17 protein-coding genes are annotated in these 18172 nt (G+C 66.8%); 7 read left to right on the top strand and 10 right to left on the bottom strand.

Going from position 1 to position 18172, the window contains the following annotated elements; genetic code table 11:
* Position 1: 1 nt before the first annotated feature.
* Positions 2-706: an ABC transporter permease gene (locus ACERLL_RS10480; RefSeq protein ID WP_373656038.1), complete on the bottom strand. Its 705-nt coding sequence runs from the start codon at positions 704-706 to the stop codon at positions 2-4.
* A gap of 261 nt (positions 707-967) precedes the next feature.
* Between ACERLL_RS10480 and ACERLL_RS10475 the strand changes: the two genes are divergently transcribed.
* Positions 968-1990, top strand: coding sequence for a substrate-binding domain-containing protein (locus ACERLL_RS10475; RefSeq protein ID WP_373656037.1), 1023 nt, complete (start codon positions 968-970; stop codon positions 1988-1990).
* Between the two features lie 4 nt (positions 1991-1994).
* Here ACERLL_RS10475 and sugE read toward each other — a convergent pair whose 3' ends face one another.
* A complete protein-coding gene (gene sugE, locus ACERLL_RS10470; RefSeq protein ID WP_373656036.1) occupies positions 1995-2315 on the bottom strand; it encodes a quaternary ammonium compound efflux SMR transporter SugE in 321 nt (106 codons plus the stop codon).
* 159 nt (positions 2316-2474) lie between these two features.
* Between sugE and ACERLL_RS10465 the strand changes: the two genes are divergently transcribed.
* Positions 2475-2933: a hypothetical protein gene (locus ACERLL_RS10465; protein ID WP_373656035.1), complete on the top strand. Its 459-nt coding sequence runs from the start codon at positions 2475-2477 to the stop codon at positions 2931-2933.
* A 20-nt stretch (positions 2934-2953) separates the two neighbouring features.
* Here the strand turns inward: ACERLL_RS10465 and ACERLL_RS10460 are convergent, their stop codons facing one another.
* Entirely contained in the window at positions 2954-3922 is a 969-nt protein-coding gene (locus ACERLL_RS10460) for a DMT family transporter (RefSeq protein ID WP_373656034.1), read from the bottom strand.
* Positions 3923-4208: 286 nt separating this feature from the next.
* Between ACERLL_RS10460 and ACERLL_RS10455 the strand changes: the two genes are divergently transcribed.
* The gene (locus ACERLL_RS10455; protein ID WP_373656033.1) at positions 4209-4928 is read left to right on the top strand and encodes a type 1 glutamine amidotransferase; all 720 of its coding nucleotides are present in this window, start codon (positions 4209-4211) and stop codon (positions 4926-4928) included.
* A gap of 47 nt (positions 4929-4975) precedes the next feature.
* Here ACERLL_RS10455 and ACERLL_RS10450 read toward each other — a convergent pair whose 3' ends face one another.
* Positions 4976-6400: an aminotransferase-like domain-containing protein gene (locus tag ACERLL_RS10450; protein WP_373656032.1), complete on the bottom strand. Its 1425-nt coding sequence runs from the start codon at positions 6398-6400 to the stop codon at positions 4976-4978.
* A 150-nt stretch (positions 6401-6550) separates the two neighbouring features.
* On the opposite strand from ACERLL_RS10450, the gene ACERLL_RS10445 reads away from it, so the two are divergent.
* Positions 6551-7900 (top strand): NAD(P)/FAD-dependent oxidoreductase, encoded by a 1350-nt coding sequence (locus ACERLL_RS10445; RefSeq protein WP_373656031.1) that lies wholly within the window; start codon positions 6551-6553, stop codon positions 7898-7900.
* Between the two features lie 105 nt (positions 7901-8005).
* Here ACERLL_RS10445 and ACERLL_RS10440 read toward each other — a convergent pair whose 3' ends face one another.
* Complete coding sequence (locus ACERLL_RS10440; RefSeq protein WP_373656030.1) at positions 8006-8461, bottom strand: GFA family protein; 456 nt, start codon at positions 8459-8461, stop codon at positions 8006-8008.
* Between the two features lie 178 nt (positions 8462-8639).
* Between ACERLL_RS10440 and yqeC the strand changes: the two genes are divergently transcribed.
* On the top strand, positions 8640-9398 hold the full coding sequence (yqeC, locus tag ACERLL_RS10435) for a selenium cofactor biosynthesis protein YqeC (protein ID WP_373656029.1): 759 nt from the start codon (positions 8640-8642) through the stop codon (positions 9396-9398).
* A gap of 137 nt (positions 9399-9535) precedes the next feature.
* Here yqeC and folE2 read toward each other — a convergent pair whose 3' ends face one another.
* From folE2 to mobA, 5 genes are all read right to left on the bottom strand, one after another.
* Positions 9536-10405, bottom strand: coding sequence for a GTP cyclohydrolase FolE2 (folE2, locus tag ACERLL_RS10430; protein ID WP_373656028.1), 870 nt, complete (start codon positions 10403-10405; stop codon positions 9536-9538).
* Positions 10406-10468: 63 nt separating this feature from the next.
* On the bottom strand, positions 10469-11374 hold the full coding sequence (locus ACERLL_RS10425) for a formate dehydrogenase accessory sulfurtransferase FdhD (RefSeq protein WP_373656027.1): 906 nt from the start codon (positions 11372-11374) through the stop codon (positions 10469-10471).
* A gap of 67 nt (positions 11375-11441) precedes the next feature.
* Positions 11442-13397, bottom strand: coding sequence for a molybdopterin biosynthesis protein (locus tag ACERLL_RS10420; RefSeq protein ID WP_373656026.1), 1956 nt, complete (start codon positions 13395-13397; stop codon positions 11442-11444).
* 12 nt (positions 13398-13409) lie between these two features.
* Entirely contained in the window at positions 13410-14666 is a 1257-nt protein-coding gene (locus ACERLL_RS10415; protein WP_373656025.1) for a molybdopterin molybdotransferase MoeA, read from the bottom strand.
* A gap of 21 nt (positions 14667-14687) precedes the next feature.
* A complete protein-coding gene (gene mobA, locus ACERLL_RS10410) occupies positions 14688-15317 on the bottom strand; it encodes a molybdenum cofactor guanylyltransferase MobA (protein ID WP_373656024.1) in 630 nt (209 codons plus the stop codon).
* 541 nt (positions 15318-15858) lie between these two features.
* Here mobA and ACERLL_RS10405 point away from each other — a divergent pair.
* Both ACERLL_RS10405 and ACERLL_RS10400 read left to right on the top strand, forming a co-directional pair.
* Positions 15859-16254, top strand: coding sequence for a universal stress protein (locus ACERLL_RS10405; protein WP_373656023.1), 396 nt, complete (start codon positions 15859-15861; stop codon positions 16252-16254).
* Positions 16255-16880: 626 nt separating this feature from the next.
* Positions 16881-18161 (top strand): ABC transporter substrate-binding protein, encoded by a 1281-nt coding sequence (locus ACERLL_RS10400; protein WP_373656022.1) that lies wholly within the window; start codon positions 16881-16883, stop codon positions 18159-18161.
* The last annotated feature ends 11 nt before the right edge of the window (positions 18162-18172 follow it).

Here is an 18172-nt window from a genome sequence, read left to right as displayed (position 1 = left end):
TCTACCAGTTGGCCCGCGCTGCCGCGCCCCGCAGGGAGAGGACGCTGGCGTTCACCAGGACCGCCAGGGTGACGAGGATGATGCCGAGGCCCAGGGCCAGCTCCAGGTTTCCCTTGGAGGTCTCCAGGGCGATGGTGGTGGTCATGACGCGCGTAACGTGGTTGATGTTGCCGCCGACGATGATGACCGCGCCCACCTCGGCGATGGCCCGCCCGAAGCCGGCCAGCAGGGCCGTCATCAGGCTGTAGCGGCCGTCCCAGAGCAGGGTCCGCACCATCTGGTCCGCGCGCAGGCCCAGTGAGCGCATCTGCTCCTTGTACTCCTGGTGAAGGTCCTCCACGGTCTGCCGGGTAAGGGCGGCTATGATGGGCGTTACCAGCACCGCCTGGGCGATGATCATGGCGGTGGGGGTGAACAGCAGACCCAGCTCGCCCAGGGGGCCGGCCCGCGACAGGAGCAGGTAGATGCCCAGGCCGGCGACCACGGGCGGCAGGCCCATGAGCGCGTTGAGCAGGACGATCACCGCCTGCCTTCCCGGAAACCGCAGGACCCCGATCAGGGCGCCGAGGGGCAGCCCGATCAGGGCGGCGACAGCCACCGCGGCCAGGCTGACCCGCAGGGACAGTGCCACGATCTCCAGCAGCTCCGGATCCAGGTCGAGCAGGAGCCGCAGGGCGGCGGCGAAGGCAGCGGCGAAGTTGTCCATGACGGTTGAACAATCCGATTAAATCCGTTCCGGGGTCCTGAAGCCCTTGCCCCGAACGGAAATATGTTTTTAAATGCATATTTTGGGTCCGGGAAGCCGGACCGAGCCTGGAAATTTTTCCATAACCCGGCTTCATTTCAAAGGAAAACCGACCCGGTCACTGTGTCTGTCCGCCAAGGAATCGGTACCCGAGCACATATGAAAACGGCCAAACCGTCTCTGGAAATCGCCTGGATGTCGGGGGAGGACGCCTCCAAACGGATGGATCGCGATCTCTTCCCCCTGCTGGAAGCTATCCGCGGCGAGGGCAAGCTCACCGCCGCCGCCGCGCAGGTGGGAATTCCCTATCGGCAGGCCTGGCAGCGTATCCAGACCTGGGAGGAGGAGCTGGGGGCGCCGCTCGTGCAGAAGGAGCGGGGGCGCGGGACCAGGCTGACGTCCCTGGGTGAACGGCTGGTGGATCTGCAGATCCGGGTGAACGCCCTCCTCGAGCCGCACCTGCAGCGCGCCTCCAGCGAGATCGGCCAGGAGCTGCAGGCCCTGCTGCTGGGCGGCAAGGCCTCCCTGTCCATGGTGGCCAGCCACGATCTGGCCCTGAACAAGCTCATCGACTACCTGCACACGCGATCGGGGACCACCCTGGAGGTCCGCTTCGCCGGCAGCCTGCAGAGCCTCATGTCGCTGGCCCGCGGCGACTGCGAGCTGGGCGGCATCCACCTGCCCGAGGGGCCGCTCGGGGCGCCCATCGGGGAGATCTATCGTCCTTGGCTGGATTCGCGCAGCCAGCGCCTGATCCACTTCGTTATGCGCAGCCAGGGGCTCATCGTGCCGCCCGGCAATCCCCTGGGGCTGCAGGATGTGGTCGACATCGCCGGGAAAGGGGCGCGCTTCGTCAATCGGCAGCCGGGCTCGGGAACCCGCCTGGCCCTGGACCAGATGCTCGAGCGCGTGGGGCTGGACAGCGAGCAGATCACCGGCTATCACGCCGAGGAATACACCCACTTGGCGGTGGCCGCGGCCGTGGCGGGGGGCATGGCCGACGTGGGGCTGGGGGAAGAGGCCGCCGCCCGGATGCTGGAGCTGGACTTCGTTCCCCTCTACCGGGAGGTCTACTACCTGGTTGTGGGGGCCCGGGCCCTCGATCAGCAGCGCTTCTCCGAGCTGCTATCGGTCCTGCGCGGGGACGACTTCCAGGACCTGCTTCATCCCCTGAGCGGCTACGACGGTGCCGGAGCCGGGGAGATCCTCAGCCCGGATGTCCTGTTCGCCAAGGAAGGGGTGTAGATTCTCAGTCGGGGCTGACCACCTTGAGTCCGATGATTCCCGTGATGATGGCCATGATGCACAGGATTCTGGGCAGGTCGGAGGGCTCGTTGAACAGCACGATTCCCAAGGCGACGGTGCCGGCCGCCCCGATCCCCGTCCACACGGCATAGGCCGTTCCCACCGGCAGGTTCTTCACGGCCATCCCCAGCAGCAGCACGCTCACCACCATGGCCGCCAGCGTCGCCACGCTGGGCACCAGGCGCGTGAATCCGTCCGTGTATTTCAGGCCGATGGCCCAGGCAACCTCGAACAGGCCGGCAATGAAAAGCGTCCACCACGCCATGGGTCGGTGCCCTTCCTTGGGAATAACGGGGGTCCCAGCCTACCCAAAAAGCGGGGGCTGAAAATCCGCCGAGAGGGTTATTCCTTCGAGGGGGTGGCCGGGAAATAATGGGGCCGGTACCGCAGGCCATCCAGGCGTTCACCGGAAAGGACGGTAATCATGGATCCAACCTTCGGGGAGGCCCCCCGGGAGTTCTCCTATGCGGAGTTCCGCGCCTATGTGGACAGCTATTCCCGGATCCGGGAGAAAACCATCCAGTCGCTCGGTGAGCGGGAGGAGGGCAACCTCGCCTCCTCGCCGGGCATGCCGTGGCAGTTCGGCCAGGACCTGAAGGGGGACGAGAAGGCGGAACGGCTGATCCGCCAGGAATTCGAGAACCAGGATGACTTCGACCACTTCATGACCCGCTATCTGGCACTCCAGCTCACCGTCTTCTACCAGGACGGCGCCCTGGACCGGTGGCTCCGCTACGGCGAGGAGTACTGGGACGTGACCATCGGGGAAGCCCTCATCGACGTGGCCGCCTGGCATCCCGTGGACACCACGGCCATGCTCTTCCCGCTGGCCGACTTCGCCGATGCGGTGGCCCGCTCCCGATTCGCCGGCGAGGAGCTCTGACCGCAGGAGGGGGGAGCAGGCTATCCCCGCCCGCCCTTGCTGAAACGTCTGGACGGTGGCCCGGTCCGATCCCCCCGGGGCTCGGACCTCGCCAACGCCGCATCCCCGTCCCCTGATTCCAGGCGCTCCTTGCCGCCGCTCTCCCGGCCCTGGATGGCCAGGATGCCGGCCCCGCAGATGAGGACCGCCCCCACCAGCGACAGGGGGTCCAGCCATTCGCCCCAGAGCACCCAGCCGAGGCCCGCCGAGAAGACCACCACCAGGTAGGTGAAAGGGCCGACCCGGGCGGCGGGGGCCAGGGCGTAAGCCTGGGTCAGGAAGAGCTGTCCTCCGGTGGCCGCGGCCCCCATGGCCACCAGCAGGAGCCACAGCCGGGGCTCCGGCGTCTCCCATACCCAGGGCAAGGGCAGGGCGGACAGCAGGGTGGCGATGGCGGCAAAGTAGAACACCACGCGGGAGGTAGGCTCCGTCTCCCGCAGGCGACGCACCACCACGTAGGAGGCCGCCGCCAGCACGGCCCCGCCGATACCGGCGAAGGCGGCGGGGTTCAGCGGTGCCATGCCCGGTTTCAGGATCAGGGCCACGCCCACGAAGCCCACGGGGATGGCGATCCAGACGCTGGCCGGCGAGCGCTCGCCCAGCAGCAGCACGGCGAACAGGGGGATGAACAGGGGGGCGGTATTGTTGAACAGGACCGCCGTGGCAAGCTCCAGGTTGGAGAGGGCGTAGAAGAACCCGAAGATGGTGCCGAGCCCGGCGACGCCCCGGACCAGATGGAGACCCGGGCGCCGGGTACGCAGGCTGCCCAGGCCCCGGTGGAGCAGCCAGGGGAGCAGGAAAACCAGGCCCAGGGCGCTGCGGAAGAACACCATTTCCAGGTAGGGCAGGTGCCCGGAGACCGCCTTTACCGTGGCCCCGGTGAGCGCGAACATCAGGGCCGACGCGGTGGCGGTGGCGGCGGCCAAATAGGGCCGGGGCTCCGGTCTCAAGGTGCGGTCCTCTTCCTGCGGTGGCGGATCTCCTCGTTCCGGGGTGTACGCCCTGGTCCCGATGCCTCGCCATACCCCGGAGTACATGCCCAATTCGGCTTATGCGGCAGCATAGCAGGCACGGCCGGGGCATGGACTAATGGGTACAGATTACGCCAATAGTTGGGGTACACCGCCGCATAATTGCGAAGCTGTGCCCCTTCATTGATCGGTTCCTGGACCTTACCACTCTGGGCGAAGCCCCTTATCTTGCCCGGAACTGGATCACCGAATGGAGGAGCGGAAAATGAAACCGGTCCTGATTGTTCGTCACGAGGATTGGATCGAATCCGGGCACCTGGCCGAGACCCTGGAAGCAGAGGGGCTGCCCTATGAGCTGTGCGCCATAGATCAGGGCGACCGGGTCCCCGAGGACCCGGAGGCCTATGCCGGGCTGACCTTCATGGGCGGGACCATGAGCGTCAATGACGGCTATTCCTGGATCGACGACGAGGTGGCGCTGATTCAACGGGCCGTGGAGCGGGACCTGCCCGTGCTCGGCCATTGCTTCGGGTCGCAGCTCTGCGCCAAGGCGCTGGGCGCCAAGGTGGCCCCCATGTCGGCCAAGGAGATCGGCTGGCATCACGTGGTCCGGAACGGGGATCCGGAGGTGGATGCGTGGCTGGGCGACGCCCCCCGGGAATTCCGGGTGCTGGCCTGGCACCACGATGCCTTCGAGCTGCCCGAAGGGGCCACGCCGCTGTATTCCTCCAGCTTCTGTCCCCACCAGGCCTATGTCCGGGGCAACCTGGCCGCCACCGTGGCCCATGTGGAGGTGACCCCCGAGCTTCTGGAGCGCTGGGTTTCCATCTACGGCTACGATATGGATCCCATCTCGGAAACCGTGCACAGCCCAGAATCGGTCCTGGAGGATCGCGAGGCCAAGGTGGAAGCCATGCAAGCGGCGGTAACCGACCCCCTGTATCGACGTTGGCTGGGTCCGGTGCGGGAGCGGGCCCGCACGTAGCCCGGTTGGCGGCTGTCCCCGGGCTTCGCCGCCCGGGGACAGCCGGCTCAGGAAGCACCGGACCGCAGCAAGGCGCCGATGCGCTCCAGGGCGGGCTCCAGGATGTCCTCCCACGGTTGGGCACAGTTGAGCCGCAGGCAGTTCCGGAATTTCTGGGAGGGCGAGAAGATCGGTCCCGGGGCGATGCTCACCCCCTGCCCCAGGGCCGTTTCATGGAGCTGCAGGGCGTCCACGTCCTCGGGAAGCTCCACCCAGATGACGAAGCCGCCCCGGGGCTGGCTGACCCGGACCTCGGCGGGGAAGCGGCGGCGTATGGCCTCGATGGCCCGGGCCACGTGGGTCTGATAGCGCCCCCGGATGCCGCGCAGGTAGCGCTCCAGCTGGCCTTCGGCCAGGAAGTGCGCCAGGGCCCGTTGGGGATAGGAGGGCGCCGCCTGGTTGGTGGCGAACTTCCCGAAATTGAGCAGGTCCAGGTTCCGGCCCGGCACGGCCCAGCCGATCCGCAGCCCGGGCGCGACGGTCTTGGAGAAGGATGAGCAGTAGATGACGCTGCCCTGCTCGTCGTAGGCCTTGGCTGCGGTAGGCCGCTCCCCCTCGTAGCCCAGCTCCCCGTAGATATCGTCCTCGATCAGCACCGCGCCGCGCTCCGCCAGGAGCCGGACCAGCCTTTTCTTGCGGTCCGCGGGAATGGTGCCTCCCAGCGGATTGCTGAAGTTGGTCACGGCGGCTACCGCCTTGATGGGCCATTGCTCCACGGCGAGCTGCAGCGCTTCCAGGCTGATCCCCGTTTCCGGGTCCCCCGGTATCTCCAGGGCCTGGAGGCCCTGGGCCTCGATCCCCTGCAGGAGCCCGTAGAAGGCCGGGGATTCGATGGCCACGATGTCCCCGGGCTCGGTCACCGCGTCCAGGGCCAGCATGATGGCCTCCTGGCAGCCGCTGGTGATCACCACCTCGTCGGGATCCACGGGACAGCCGGCATCCATCATGCGGCGGGCGATATGGCGGCGGAGCTCGAAGTGGCCGGGCGGGAACTCGTAGGTCTGAAGACCCGCGCCGCCGCGGCGGCGGGCCGCGCCGTGGGCCTGCTCGATGGCCTCCACGGGCAGGAAGCTGGGGTGGGGGACGGCCGTTCCGAGCTGGGCGATGCCCGGCCGGCTGGCGGCCCAGGCCAGCCGCAGTACCAGCTCCTGGCCGGTCACCGCCTGGGGGTGGCCCTGCGTTTCGGTGGAGCGGGGCTCCCGGATCGGCGTGGTGGCGGCCTTCACGTAGAAGCCGGCCCGCGGCCGCGCCGTCAGCCGGCCTTCCCCCTCCAGCTGCTCCAGGGCGTGCAGGGTGGTGTTCACGCTCACGCCGAACTGCCGGGCCAGCCGCCGCACCCCCGGGAGCTTCTCGCCGGGCTGGTAGACCCCCTGCTCGATCTGGTGGCCCAGCTCCAGGGCAACCTGCTGATAGCGTGTCTCTTTCTGGGGCATGGGGTACAGAACCCTTACTCTATTATGGGCACAGTGGCTACAGTCTTTGTAGCTGTAACCATAAACTTCTTGTTGTTCTGCCGCTAGGTTCCATTAATGTTAGGGAGTACGTTGGTCCCGCATTCATAGATTTCCCTTGAGGAGACAACCATGGCGCTTCCCACGCATTGCAAGTACGTCATTATCGGGGCCGGTATCCACGGCCTGAGCACGGCCTGGAATCTGGCCAAGGAGCTCAAGGCCCGGGGCAAGGGCGATGGCAGCGATATCGCCATCCTGGACAAGAGCGGCATCGCCTCCGGGGCCTCCGGCATTGCTTGCGGGGTGATCCGGAACAACTATTTCCAGCCCGCCATGCGCAAGCTCATGGCGCACAGCGTGGACGTCTGGGATAGCGACCCGGAGGCCTTCAGCTACCATCCCGTGGGCTACATGCAGATCAGCTCGGAAGTGATGCGGGAAGACGTCGGCACCATTTACGAGCAGCAGAAAGAGATCGGCTACGAGTCCGAGTTCATCGAAGGGGCCAAGGACGCCAACGACTACATGAAGTCCTACTTCGATGACTGGCAGGCCCAGGGCATCACCTCCGTGCTGCACGAGAAGCGCGGCGGCTACGCCAACAACACCAAGAGCATGTACGGACTGGCCAAGAAGGCCGAGGCCGAGGGCGTGACCATCCACTCCGGGGTCAAGGTCACCGATCTGAAGCTGGACGCCAGCGGCTCCTCGGTGGAGGCGGTGGAGACCGACAAGGGCACTATCGGCTGCGACTACGTGGTGGTCGGCGGTGGTCCCTGGGCGCCCCACTTCTGGGACATGCTGGAGCTGCCCACCCAGATTACCCTCAAGCAGCTCGACGGCACGGTGCACAACAACGTGCCCATGTGGACCTACTTCTGCCTCCAGGAAGGCACGGTGGCCATGGACCCCGACGCCTTCAAGACCAATGACGGCAACTTCCCGCCCGTGCTCCACGTGGATACCGATGCCCCGCTGTATTCCGACATGGACGGCGGCCTGATCAACGAAGACGGCGAAATGTGGGGCATCTACTACAAGCCCGACTTCGGCTTCGGCGGCATCCAGGGCGGCACCTCGCCGTACAAGGTGGAGAAGCCCTACGATCAGGTGAAAGTCGATCCCTACGGAACCGAATCCAAGGAATACGTGGTGACGGACGCCTTCGTGGACATGTGGACCTCCGCGCTGGCCCATTGCCACAAGCGTTTCGAGGGGTGCCACAAGCAGTACAAGCGGGAGCCCTCCGGCGGGCTCGGCGCCTTCACCCCGGACAGCTTCCCGGTGTTCGATACCTTCCGGGACAACTGCTACTTCATCGCCGATGCCAACCACGGCTACAAGATGATCGGCGTTGGCGCCCTAGTGGCCCAGGAGATCTGCGGACAGGAGAGCGAGCTGCTGAAGCCGTTCCGGTTCGACCGCTATGAGAAGGGCGAGCTGCATCCCACTTCCCATAGCCCGTTCCCCTGGAGCTGAGTCGAAGTCAAGGTATGGGCAATGCCTTGCGCTTGGGGCCCGGACGGATTCCGTCCGGGCCCTTTTTTTATCCGGGAAACGGGCCATGGGGAGTAGGACGTTGGGCTACTCCTCAGGGGGTGGCGGTACGCCGTGGTCCCGCCCCGCATCCTTGTGGAGATCGTCGCTCAGCTCGTAGTAGTCCCCGGCATCCGCGGTGAAGATGTGCGCGGCCAGCCGCAGGCCGGTGGGCGCGTCCAGGCTGCCCGCGGCGATGCCCATATAGGGGCGCTCCTGGTTGTCCCAGAACAGCGTGGAGCCGCACTGGCCACAGAATCCCCGGCGTATGCCCGGGGAGGATTCATACCAGCGCAGTCCTTCCTCCCGATCCATGCGGAGATTGGAGCGATGCGTGGCCGTGTTGGCCGCGTAGTGCCCCGTCTGCCGGCGGCACTGGCCGCAGTGGCAGGCCACCGGGTCCCTTATCGGTCCCATCACCCGAAAGCGCACGGCCCCGCACAGGCAGCCGCCCCGGGCCCGTTCCGGGCCGGACGAACCTTCCCCTTGCACCTCGGTTACCATGGGTGTCTCCTACTGGGCGTGGATGACTTGGCGATTGGCCCTCCGGGCGCAACGTTCTCATGTTGAAGGAGGGGCGGCGGGGTGGGGAACATGAAAGAAGGGGTACGCCATTCCGGCAGGGTCTTGCGCGACCCGACCGGGAACGGCCCAGCCGGCCGTTGAAAGGAGCAGCGCAGTCATGGAGCGTCAGAATATCCTGGACCTGCTGGGCGCCCGTTCCGGCATAGTGGCCTTCGTGGGCGCGGGCGGCAAGAAGACGACGATCTACCGTCTGGCTGATCTGCACCCCGGGAGGGTGGGAGTTACAACCACGGTTCGGATAACGGAATTCCCAGCGGATTTCGAGGCGGAACGGGTGATCGGCGAAGTGGCGGATCTGGCGGTCGGCGTGCCCCGGGCCGCGGGAAACAGCCAGCGTGTGGCCTACGCCCTGCCGCCGGAGCAGCCCGGGCGGCTGGACGGGACCCCGCCGGAATTGGTCCGCCGTCTACACGGGGAGGGGGGCTTCGATGCCACCTTCGTCAAGGCCGACGGGGCCCGGATGCGCTGGGTCAAGTGCCCGCGCCCGGGAGAGCCGGTGCTGCCGTCGGGCACAACTACCCTGGTGCCCATCGTCTCGGCCCGCGGATTCGGTCGGCCGCTGGACGATCGGATCGCCCACCGCCCCGAGCGCTGCGCTGAGCTTCTGGGAATGGCGGCGGGAGAGACCTTGCGGCCCGAGCAGCTCGCCGGGCTGCTCGGGCCCTATATGGCCTGCCGGGAGAACCGGGAGGATCTGACGGTGGTGCCCTTGATCAACATGGTGGACGACGCGGACCTGGAGGAGGCGGCCCGCACCGCGGCGCGGGCGGTTCTGGATCGCTACCCCTTCGTTCCCCGGGTGGTTCTGGGCCGGATGCGGAGCGCCGAACCGCTGCGGGCAGTGGTTACCCGCTAGGTCCCGGTGCCGCGGCGGACCGGGAGGTGCCCGGCGGGCGCGGTCCCGCCGGACTGGTGCTCGGGAGGGAGCCCGATTGGCGCGGCCGGAGGGCGTTTCCGTAACGGCCCGATAGAGCCGGCCCCGGCCTTGACTGATCAGGTCTCGGGCAGGGGCTCCGCCTTGTCCCGCTCGATCCAGGCGTAGGCCGAGTGGTTGTGGATGGACTCGAAGTTCTCCGCACCCACGGAATACCAGAGGATCCGGCCGTCGTCCTCCAGCCGACGGGCGATGTCCCGGACCATGTCCTCCACGAACTTGGGATTGTCGTAGGCACGCTCGGTGACGTATTTCTCGTCGGGCCGCTTGAGCACGCCGTAGAGGTCGCAGGAGGCCTCCGACTCCACCAGCTCCACCAGATCCTCCACCCAGACGAAATCCTCGGCGCGCACCTTCAGGTTCACGTTGGAGCGCTGGTTGTGGGCGCCGTACCGGGAGATGGACTTGGAGCAGGGGCAAAGGCTGGTGACGGGAACGTTCACCTCGATGATGATGCCGTAGTCGTCGCTGCTCAGGTTGCCGTGGAAGGTGACCTCGTAGTCCATCAGGCTCTGCACGCCGGTGGCCGGCGCCGATTTCATGACGAACAGGGGAAAGGTCATCTCCAGGTGCGCTTCCTCGGCCTCCAGGCGGTCGCGCATCTCCTCGAGGATGTTCCGGAAGGACAGCACCGAGATCTCCCGCTCGTGCTGATTGAGGATCTCCACGAACCGCGACATGTGGGTCCCCTTGAAGTGGTGGGGGAGCCCGACGAAGGCGTTGAATCGGGCGATGGTGTGCTGCTCGCCCTGGCTGCGGTCCATGACCCGCACCGGATGCTGGATGTCCTTGATGCCCACCTTGTCGATGGCGATCCGCCGCTTATCCGGCAGGCCCTGGGTATCCGGAATCTCGCTGGCGCAGTCGGGCAGGTCCTCCCCGTAGGAGAGGGGGGTCTCCGACTGCGTATCGTGGTTCTTGATTGCCATGAGTCGATCCTATTGTCGGAAGCCAGGCAAAGCCCGCCTTGCCAGTTTGCAGGCCGCCACCCGCTATCCCTCCTGCGAGGCCGAATCCGCCCGGGCCTTATCCCCGCGGTCGTGCTTCGGGTAGGGGGTGGGCTCGTCGTCGAAGACGACCTGGTCGGCCCCATTATAGACCTGGAACCGGGTACCCTTGGCCCGGGCGATCAGGGTGATGCCCAGACGTCGGCCCAGATCGAGCCCCATTTCCGTGATCCCGGAGCGGGAAAGGAGGGTGGGAATGCCCATCTGCGCCACCTTCATGACCATTTCCGAGGTTAGGCGACCGGTGGTGTAGAAGATCCTGCTGCGGCCCGGCATGCCTTCGAGCCACATGTGGCCGGCGATGGCGTCCACCGCGTTGTGCCGGCCCACATCCTCGACGAACATCTCGATGTCCTGGTCTCGGCAGAGGGCGCAGCCGTGCACGGCCCCCGCCCTCCGGTACACCTCGTTGTACTGGTTGATGGCGTCCAGGGTGCCATAGATCTCCGACTGCCGAACCTCCACGGGCTCCTTCAGGGCGGAGCGCTCCAGATGGTCCATGAGCTTGCCGAAGACCGTTCCCTGGCCGCAGCCCGTGGTCACGGTGCGGGTGCCGAGCTTCTCGTCGAGCTCCGAAACGCCCGCGCGGGTCACCACCACCGCCGATTCCGTCTCCCAGTCCACCTGGACCTCGGCCACCTCCTCGGGGTCCGAGAGGATGCCCTGGTTGCGCAGGTAGCCGAGCACCAGCAGCTCGGGATGGCTGCCGAGGGTCATGAGGGTGACGATCTCCCGCTTGTCCAGGTACAGGGTCAGGGGGCGCTCGCCGGCGATCTCCCGCTCCTGGACCTTGCCGTGCTCGTCCACGGCCTCCACCCGCCGGCAAGGGTCCAGTCCGGCCTGGGTCAGCCTGGGCCGGTAACGCTCCTGCGATCGGGGTGGGGATTGCATGACACGCTCCTGTCTCTATGCGCGGCGCGGGGCGCGCCCTTCGGTCGGGAACGCGCCCCGGCGCGGATTATTCCCGGGGCCGAAAGCCGAGGGCCTGGAGCCGCTCGCGGATCTCCGGCTCGTCAAGCAGCGCCCGGAACTGACGTACCGGCTCCCGGTCCAGCCGGGTGCGCGGCACCACGAAGTCGTAATGCTCCTCCTGCATGGGCAGGAAGCCGAGCCCGTAGTCGGTGGCCACCGTCTCGATGGCCACGCCCCAATCGGCCCGCCCCTGCGCCACCGCCGCCGCCACGGCGTTGTGCGACTTGGTCTGCACGCCGTAGCCCGCGGGCTCCCGGCCGGCGAGCAGCCGGTCGGTGAGGATGCGGGTGCCGCTGCCGGGATTGCGGTTGACCATGGCGCATTCCGGATCCTCGGCCACGTCGGCAACGGCCTGTTCGGCGTCCTTTCCCGTGAACCGCCGATCCCCGGCGCGGAACACGATCCCCTGCATGCGGCGGTAGCCCGGCACCAGCTCCAGGTCCTCGTCGAGGAACGGGCGGTTGTAGGTGCCGGATTCCGGGTCCAGCAGGTGCACGCCGGCAATGTCGCACTCGCCGCGCCGGGCGGCGGCCAGGCCGCCCATGCTGCCCACGTGCAGGGCCTTGGTGCTGATCCCGCGGCCCTGTAGCTCGCCGAGCAGGACATCGAGGCCCACGCAGTGGCTGCCGATGGCCACCAGGTCGGCCGGTGCCAGCTGCTCGCCCATGAGCTGGACGATCACCTCCGTCCCCGCATCCAGCAGCTCGGTGTGGCGGGGGATGGCGATGAACCCGTCGGCGTAGGTGAAGGCCGTGACCGAGCCCGAGCCCTTGCCCATGGGGTAGGCGCTGAGCACCTCCGTTCCTTGGACCAGACTGACCAGCAGGTATTCCTGACGGCCCCGCTCGGAGTTCACCCGCAGCGGCAGCCGGGCAGTGACCGTGTCCCGCTCCTGCGGCCCGCGGCCCGCGTAGGAGCGGATCACCGGGGCCAGGAACTCGTGGAAGGTGAAGATGGCGGAGGTGGGGAATCCCGGGAGCACCACCACCGGTTTTGGGCCGCTGGCGGCCAGACAGATGGGCTTGCCGGGCTTGAGGGCCACCCCGTGGGCGATGATCCCGGGCGGGTCCAGGCGCTCGGCGACCCGGTACGAGAGGTCGCCGGCCCCCTTGGAGGTGCCTCCGGAGAGCACCACCACGTCGTATTCCAGGGCCTTGCTCAGCGCCTCGGCCAGGGCTTCCTCGTCGTCGGGGATCACGCCCATGAAGGTCGGCTCGCCGCCGAGCTCCTGGACTGCGGCCGTCAGCAGGGCGCCGTTGGCGTCGTAGACCGACCCCAGGGGGAGGGGCTCCCCCTGGGGCACCACCTCGTTGCCCGTGGAGAGGACGGCCACCCTCGGGCGGCGGTAGACGGTGACCTCCGCCCGGCCGAGCGCGCCCAGCACGCCGATCTCCCGGGAAGTGAGGAGCTGGCCGCGGCGCAGCACGGTCTCGCCGAGGCCGATATCGGTGCCGGCGAAGGCGACGTTCTGGCCCGGAGCCACGGAGGTGCGGACCTCCAGGGTGCCTTCCCCGCCGGGGAGGAGCTCGGTGCGCTCCACCAGCACCACCGCGTCGGCGCCGCGGGGCAGGATCGCGCCGGTGGCCACCGGGGTCGCGGTGCCGGGCGTGACGGCCACCTCGGGAACCATGCCCGGCTCCAGGGTCTCGGCATTGAGCCGAAGCTGGACGGAGCTCTCCTCCATGGCGCCGAAGGTGTCGTCGGCGCGGACTGCGAAGCCGTCCACGTTGGCGCGGTCGAAGCCCGGCACATCGAGCTCGGCGGCCACCGGCTCGGCGAGGACGCGCTCCAGGGCCTCGGCGAGGGGCAGGGTCTCGATGCCCAGGGGCTCCGGCTGGAGGTGGGCGAGGAAGCGGGCCTCGGCCTCGTTCCGGTCCATGACCTCCAGGAACTGGCCCTGGCTGGTGCCGCGCTGATTCGGCGAAGAAGAGGAGTTTGTCATGGCGCGCCTATCCTAGTCCCCGGGCTCGTACAGGTGCACGGTAACCGCCGTTCCCGGCGCGTAGCCCTCGCTGTCCGCGGGGATGATCACGAAGCCGTCGGCGCGGGTGGTGGAAGAAAGGATGGAGGCCCCGCTGAGGGCGAGGGGCTCCACGCCCTCGTCGCCGAGGGCCACCCGGCAGTAGTCCATGCGGCCGATCTCGGAGCTGATCTTTCGGGCCAGGGTCGCCGACACGGTGGGGTGCGGCCAGTGGCTGGGGCGGCCTCCCAGGCGCCGGACGGCCCGCCCGGCGAAGAAGTCGTAGCCGGCGAGGCAGGAAACCGGATTGCCCGGCAGCAGGAAGGCCAAAGTATCCGCGCCCAGTCGTCCCATCCCGGTGGGCGCCGAGGGGCGCATGGCCACGCCGTGGAAAGCCAGCTCCCCGGCTTCCGAAAGCACGCGGGGCGCATGATCCTCGGCGCCGACGCTCGATCCTCCGGTGACGATCAGCACGTCCGGGGAGCCCTCGGTGAAATGCTCGGTGATCACGTCCGCATCGTCGCCCACCCGGTAGGTGCCTTCGACGGTGCCGCCGTCGCGTTCCACGAGGGCGGCGAGCATGTCCGTATTGGCGTCGTAGATCTGGGCGTTGCCGCGGGGCTGGTCCGAGGGGACAAGCTCGTTGCCGGTCACCAGGATCCGCACCCGTGGCCGTGCCACCACCGTAACGCTGGTGCGTCCCACCGAGGCCAGGAGCCCGAGGTCCTGGGGCCGGAGCTTGCGTCCCGGTCGCAGCAGGACCTCGCCCTCCTGGATGTCCTCGCCGATCTGGCCCACGTGCTTCCAGGGTGGAATGGCGTTGGTGACCTCCACCCGTTCGCCCACCTCCTGGGCGTATTCCGCGGGCAGGACGGCGTCGGCCCCCTCGGGAACGGGGGCGCCGGTCATGATGCGCACGGCGGCCCCCGGCGGCAGCGGCTGGTCGTGGGCCGCTCCGGGCATGGATTGGCCGACCAGCCGGAAGGAAAGCGGATTGTAGGCCCCGGCCCCCACCGTCTCGCTGCCGCGCAGGGCGTAACCATCCATGGCGGAGCGCGGGAAGGGCGGAACCGATTCAGGGGCCGTCACTTCCTCGGCGAGGATGCGCCGGTGGGCCTCCCGGGGATGGAGGGTCTCTCCGGGAAGCGGACGCGCCGTCTCTTCCAGCCATTGCCAGACGGTTTCAACCGGGGCGCGGTGGCTGAACCCGCGCATGCGCACGTCCGGTTGGGTGCTTCGACCTTGGGGCAAGTGTCGGACCCTCCTTCGCGCCTAGCGGCGGGTGGACCGCGCTTCTTCCGGGGGGGCGGGCAGCTCCGACTCTGCGGTGGCCCGCTGCTCCGGGGTATTGATATTGGTAAAGGCTTCCGGGCAGTCGGAGAAGTCCGCCAGGGCCGTGAGGTGGCGGGCGAACCACCGGTCGATCTTGCGGCCTCCCCCTTGCAGGTAAGTCAGCAGACTGTCCAGGAGGCTCCGGTGCAGCAGGGCGAACACCGGCTGGAGCCCCTCGCCCGTCTCCACCGTGGCCAGCTCGCTGTTGAGGTTCCGGCGGGCGAGCTGGAGGCGGGTGGCCAGGTCCAGCGGCAGCCAGGGACAGTCGCAGGGGACGGTCAGGATGTACTCGGTTTCCGCCGCGCGGAGGGCGGCGGCCATTCCGGCAAGAGGTCCTGGATAATCGGCCATCTCATCGGGGACCACCGGGAAGCCGTAGGCGGCGTAGGTGCCCCGGTTGCGGTTGGCGTTGATCACCAGGCGATCCACCTGCGGCTGGAGGCGCTCAATAGCGTACTCCAGGGCGGGTCGCCCGGCCATCTCCAGGAGGCCCTTGTCCGCTCCGCCCATGCGCTTGGCGCGTCCGCCGGCGAGGATTACACCGGTGATCTGCTGGGGATTGGCTGCCATTTATGTACCTGTACAGGAGTGCGCGGAAAATAACGTTGGCGCTTCCTACCATCTGGAGAAGCGTCCAACCGGCCAGCCCGGCCGGGCGCGGTTCGCCGGCCATTGTCCGGCGGCTGTCCGTCAATGGGATGGGGCCCCATTCCTGAGCCCGTCCCGATCATTCCATTTACGAAAGGCCGGAAACCTGCGAGTGCCCGCCCGGGCCGGAGCCCGGGCGGGCACTGGATAAACGCGCGGTCTGCAATTGTACTTGTCGCGGATCGCCGTGGGAATGCGGATGCTTGCCCATGGGTACCGCTCCCGTTCTTCCTTTCCTTGGACCGGGGAACGCCCCATTGGTGCGGCGCCGGATATTTCCCGGACAGCCGCGCCGCGCCGGAAAACGGTTTCGGTGCGAGGTACGGTAATGGCGGGTAATCCGGCCTCTAACAGCAACGAGGTATTCCTTCAGGGGCAAGACGCCGGAGTATAACTCCTTTTCAATAGGAAAATATCCGGATTCCAGCCAATCCGCCGTTGGCCCCAAGTACGGAGGGTGGGAATGTACAAGGTCCTGGTCCCCATCGACCACGATAAGGGCCGCGCTTCCGCGCAGGCCCAAGCCATCATCGATCTTCCGGATGGCCAGAAAGAGGTGCAGGCCATTCTCTTCCACGTTTTCGGGGACAATCCCGAGGGGGCGTCCGTCGCCCAGGTGGCTTCCGTGCATACGGTGATGGATGCCCTCAAGAAGGCCGGAATCGCCTACGACCTTCAGGAAGCCAGCGGGGACCCGGCCACCGCCGTTCTCGACGCCTGTCGGAGCCAGGAGGTGAACCTGATCTGCATGAGTGGACGCAAGCGCAACCAACTGGATGAAATGCTGTTCGGGAGCGTGGCCCACGAGGTGGTTCATCGGTCGGATATACCCGTGATGGTCTGCGGCCCGACCACCTGACGCCGCGCCGCTGGGCGGGCGGTACAGCTCGCGGCTTCCCCGCGCCCGGCCTATTCCGCTTGGCTATCCCCGAAAGCCGCTCTGCACTTATGTAGAGCGGTCGAACATAGTTTGTTTCATTTAAAAGCGCCTTCCTCTACTGTTTCACCTCCGTTTTGCGCCGCGGCTGCACTAGTGTAACCCCGCCGGACCGCTTTCCTGTCGCTCTATTTCTCCGATTCGTATCGGCTCATTCCTGATGTTTTGTTTTGGTGCCCGGTTTTCCGATTATCTGGGTACGCTCATGGGAGTACGTCTAAAAGATGTTTGCAGACAAGGAACTTTTGCGTATCTCATACCGAAAAAGGGTTGCCCGTTTGGGTAGCTCCTGATTCCCGGAGGAACGCTGTCCCCCATAACTGCTTTGGACAGGCGTGAAAATTCTAGGGGTGCCCGCTTCGAGGGAAGAGACCGAAAGGTTTCCGTCCCCGAATTGCAATTCGCCCGAGGGCGTACCTCTTGCCGACGGGAGGCCGAGGACCAAGACCGGTCTTCAGCCAAGGAGGACCCACTTTTCGGGGGCTGCATTTCTTCCCGCGGGGAGTCTCCGGCACCACCAACGCCGTACGCCCAAAAGGAGGCGGCTTATGAGCATTTCCCGCAGAGACGTATTGAAAGCCACTGCAGCCGGGGCGGTACTCACCGGTGTAGGGCTTCCGGTGAATCCGGTACGGGCGCAGGACAAAACGGTTCGAATCGGCTTCAACGCCCCGCTAACCGGACCAGTGGCCGGCTGGGGATTGCCGGGGCTTCACGGCTGCAAGATCTGGGCGGAGCAGATCAACGACAACGGCGGCATTCAGGTCGGGGGTCAGAGCTACAACGTTGAATTCGTTGCGTTCGACAACGAATACTCCCCGAGCAAGGCGCTACAGGGCTGGCGCCGACAGGTTCTGGAGCAGGACGTCAAGATGATCATGATGCTGGGCGGCGATACTTGGCCCGGCGTTCAGCGCTTCGCGAACCAGGCCAAAATGCTGGCCTCCACGCTGCTCCCCAGCGATCTCAACCCTGAAGCTCCCTACCTGGTCGCTCCCAGCGAAACCCATCCCATCTACAACGTGACCGGCGTTCAGTGGCTGAAGGATAACCATCCCAACGCCAAGAGCGTGGCCATCTGCGCCCAGAACGACTCCCTGGGCAAGCCGTCCGTGGCCACCTATCTGGCGGCGTTCAAGGCGGCCGGGATCGAGGTCAAGGACGTCAACTTCTTCGATATGGGCACCACGGACTTCGCGCCCATCGTGACGTCCATGATGGACAAGAACCCCGACATCCTGTGCTGGGATACGGCCTATCCGGACTTCGTCAAGCTGCTGACCCAGCAGGCTTACTCCCAGGGCTACGACGGGAAGATCATCTCCTGCACGCTCGATAACTACGAGCAGATCGTCGAGAAGACGAGCAAGGAGTTCATGGAGGGCACGGTCTTCCAGTTCCCGGACTTCGATGACCCCGCTTTGAAGCAGGACTTCATCAACTTCACCGATCCAGCCGAGTTCTACCGCAAGTACACCGAGCGGCATCCCGGCGAGTGGACCGCGGTGTCCTGGGAGTACGCGGCCATCGGGCAGCTGTGGAAACAGGCCGTGGAAAAGGGCGGCAGCACCGAGCCCACGGCGGTGTTCGAGCAGCTCAAGAAGGGCAACAAGGCGCCCCACGTGTTCGGGGAGTCCACCTGGTGGGGCAAGGAGCTCTGGGGGCAGCCGAACGCCCTGGTGGGCAACTGGCCCGTGGTTACCATCAACGACGGCAAGGCGCAGATTCAGGGCTTCTACGACATCCGCGACTGGATGAACCAGGGAGACAATCTGGACCTGCTGATCAAGGAGATGGAGAAGCAGAACCTCATGTACTACCAGTCCTAGCGGAGGTTTTC

Origin of the sequence: Thiohalorhabdus sp. Cl-TMA, from assembly GCF_041821045.1 — a bacterium.
GTDB lineage: Bacteria > Pseudomonadota > Gammaproteobacteria > Thiohalorhabdales > Thiohalorhabdaceae > Thiohalorhabdus > Thiohalorhabdus methylotropha.
This window is presented reverse-complemented; position numbering and strand designations above follow the sequence as displayed.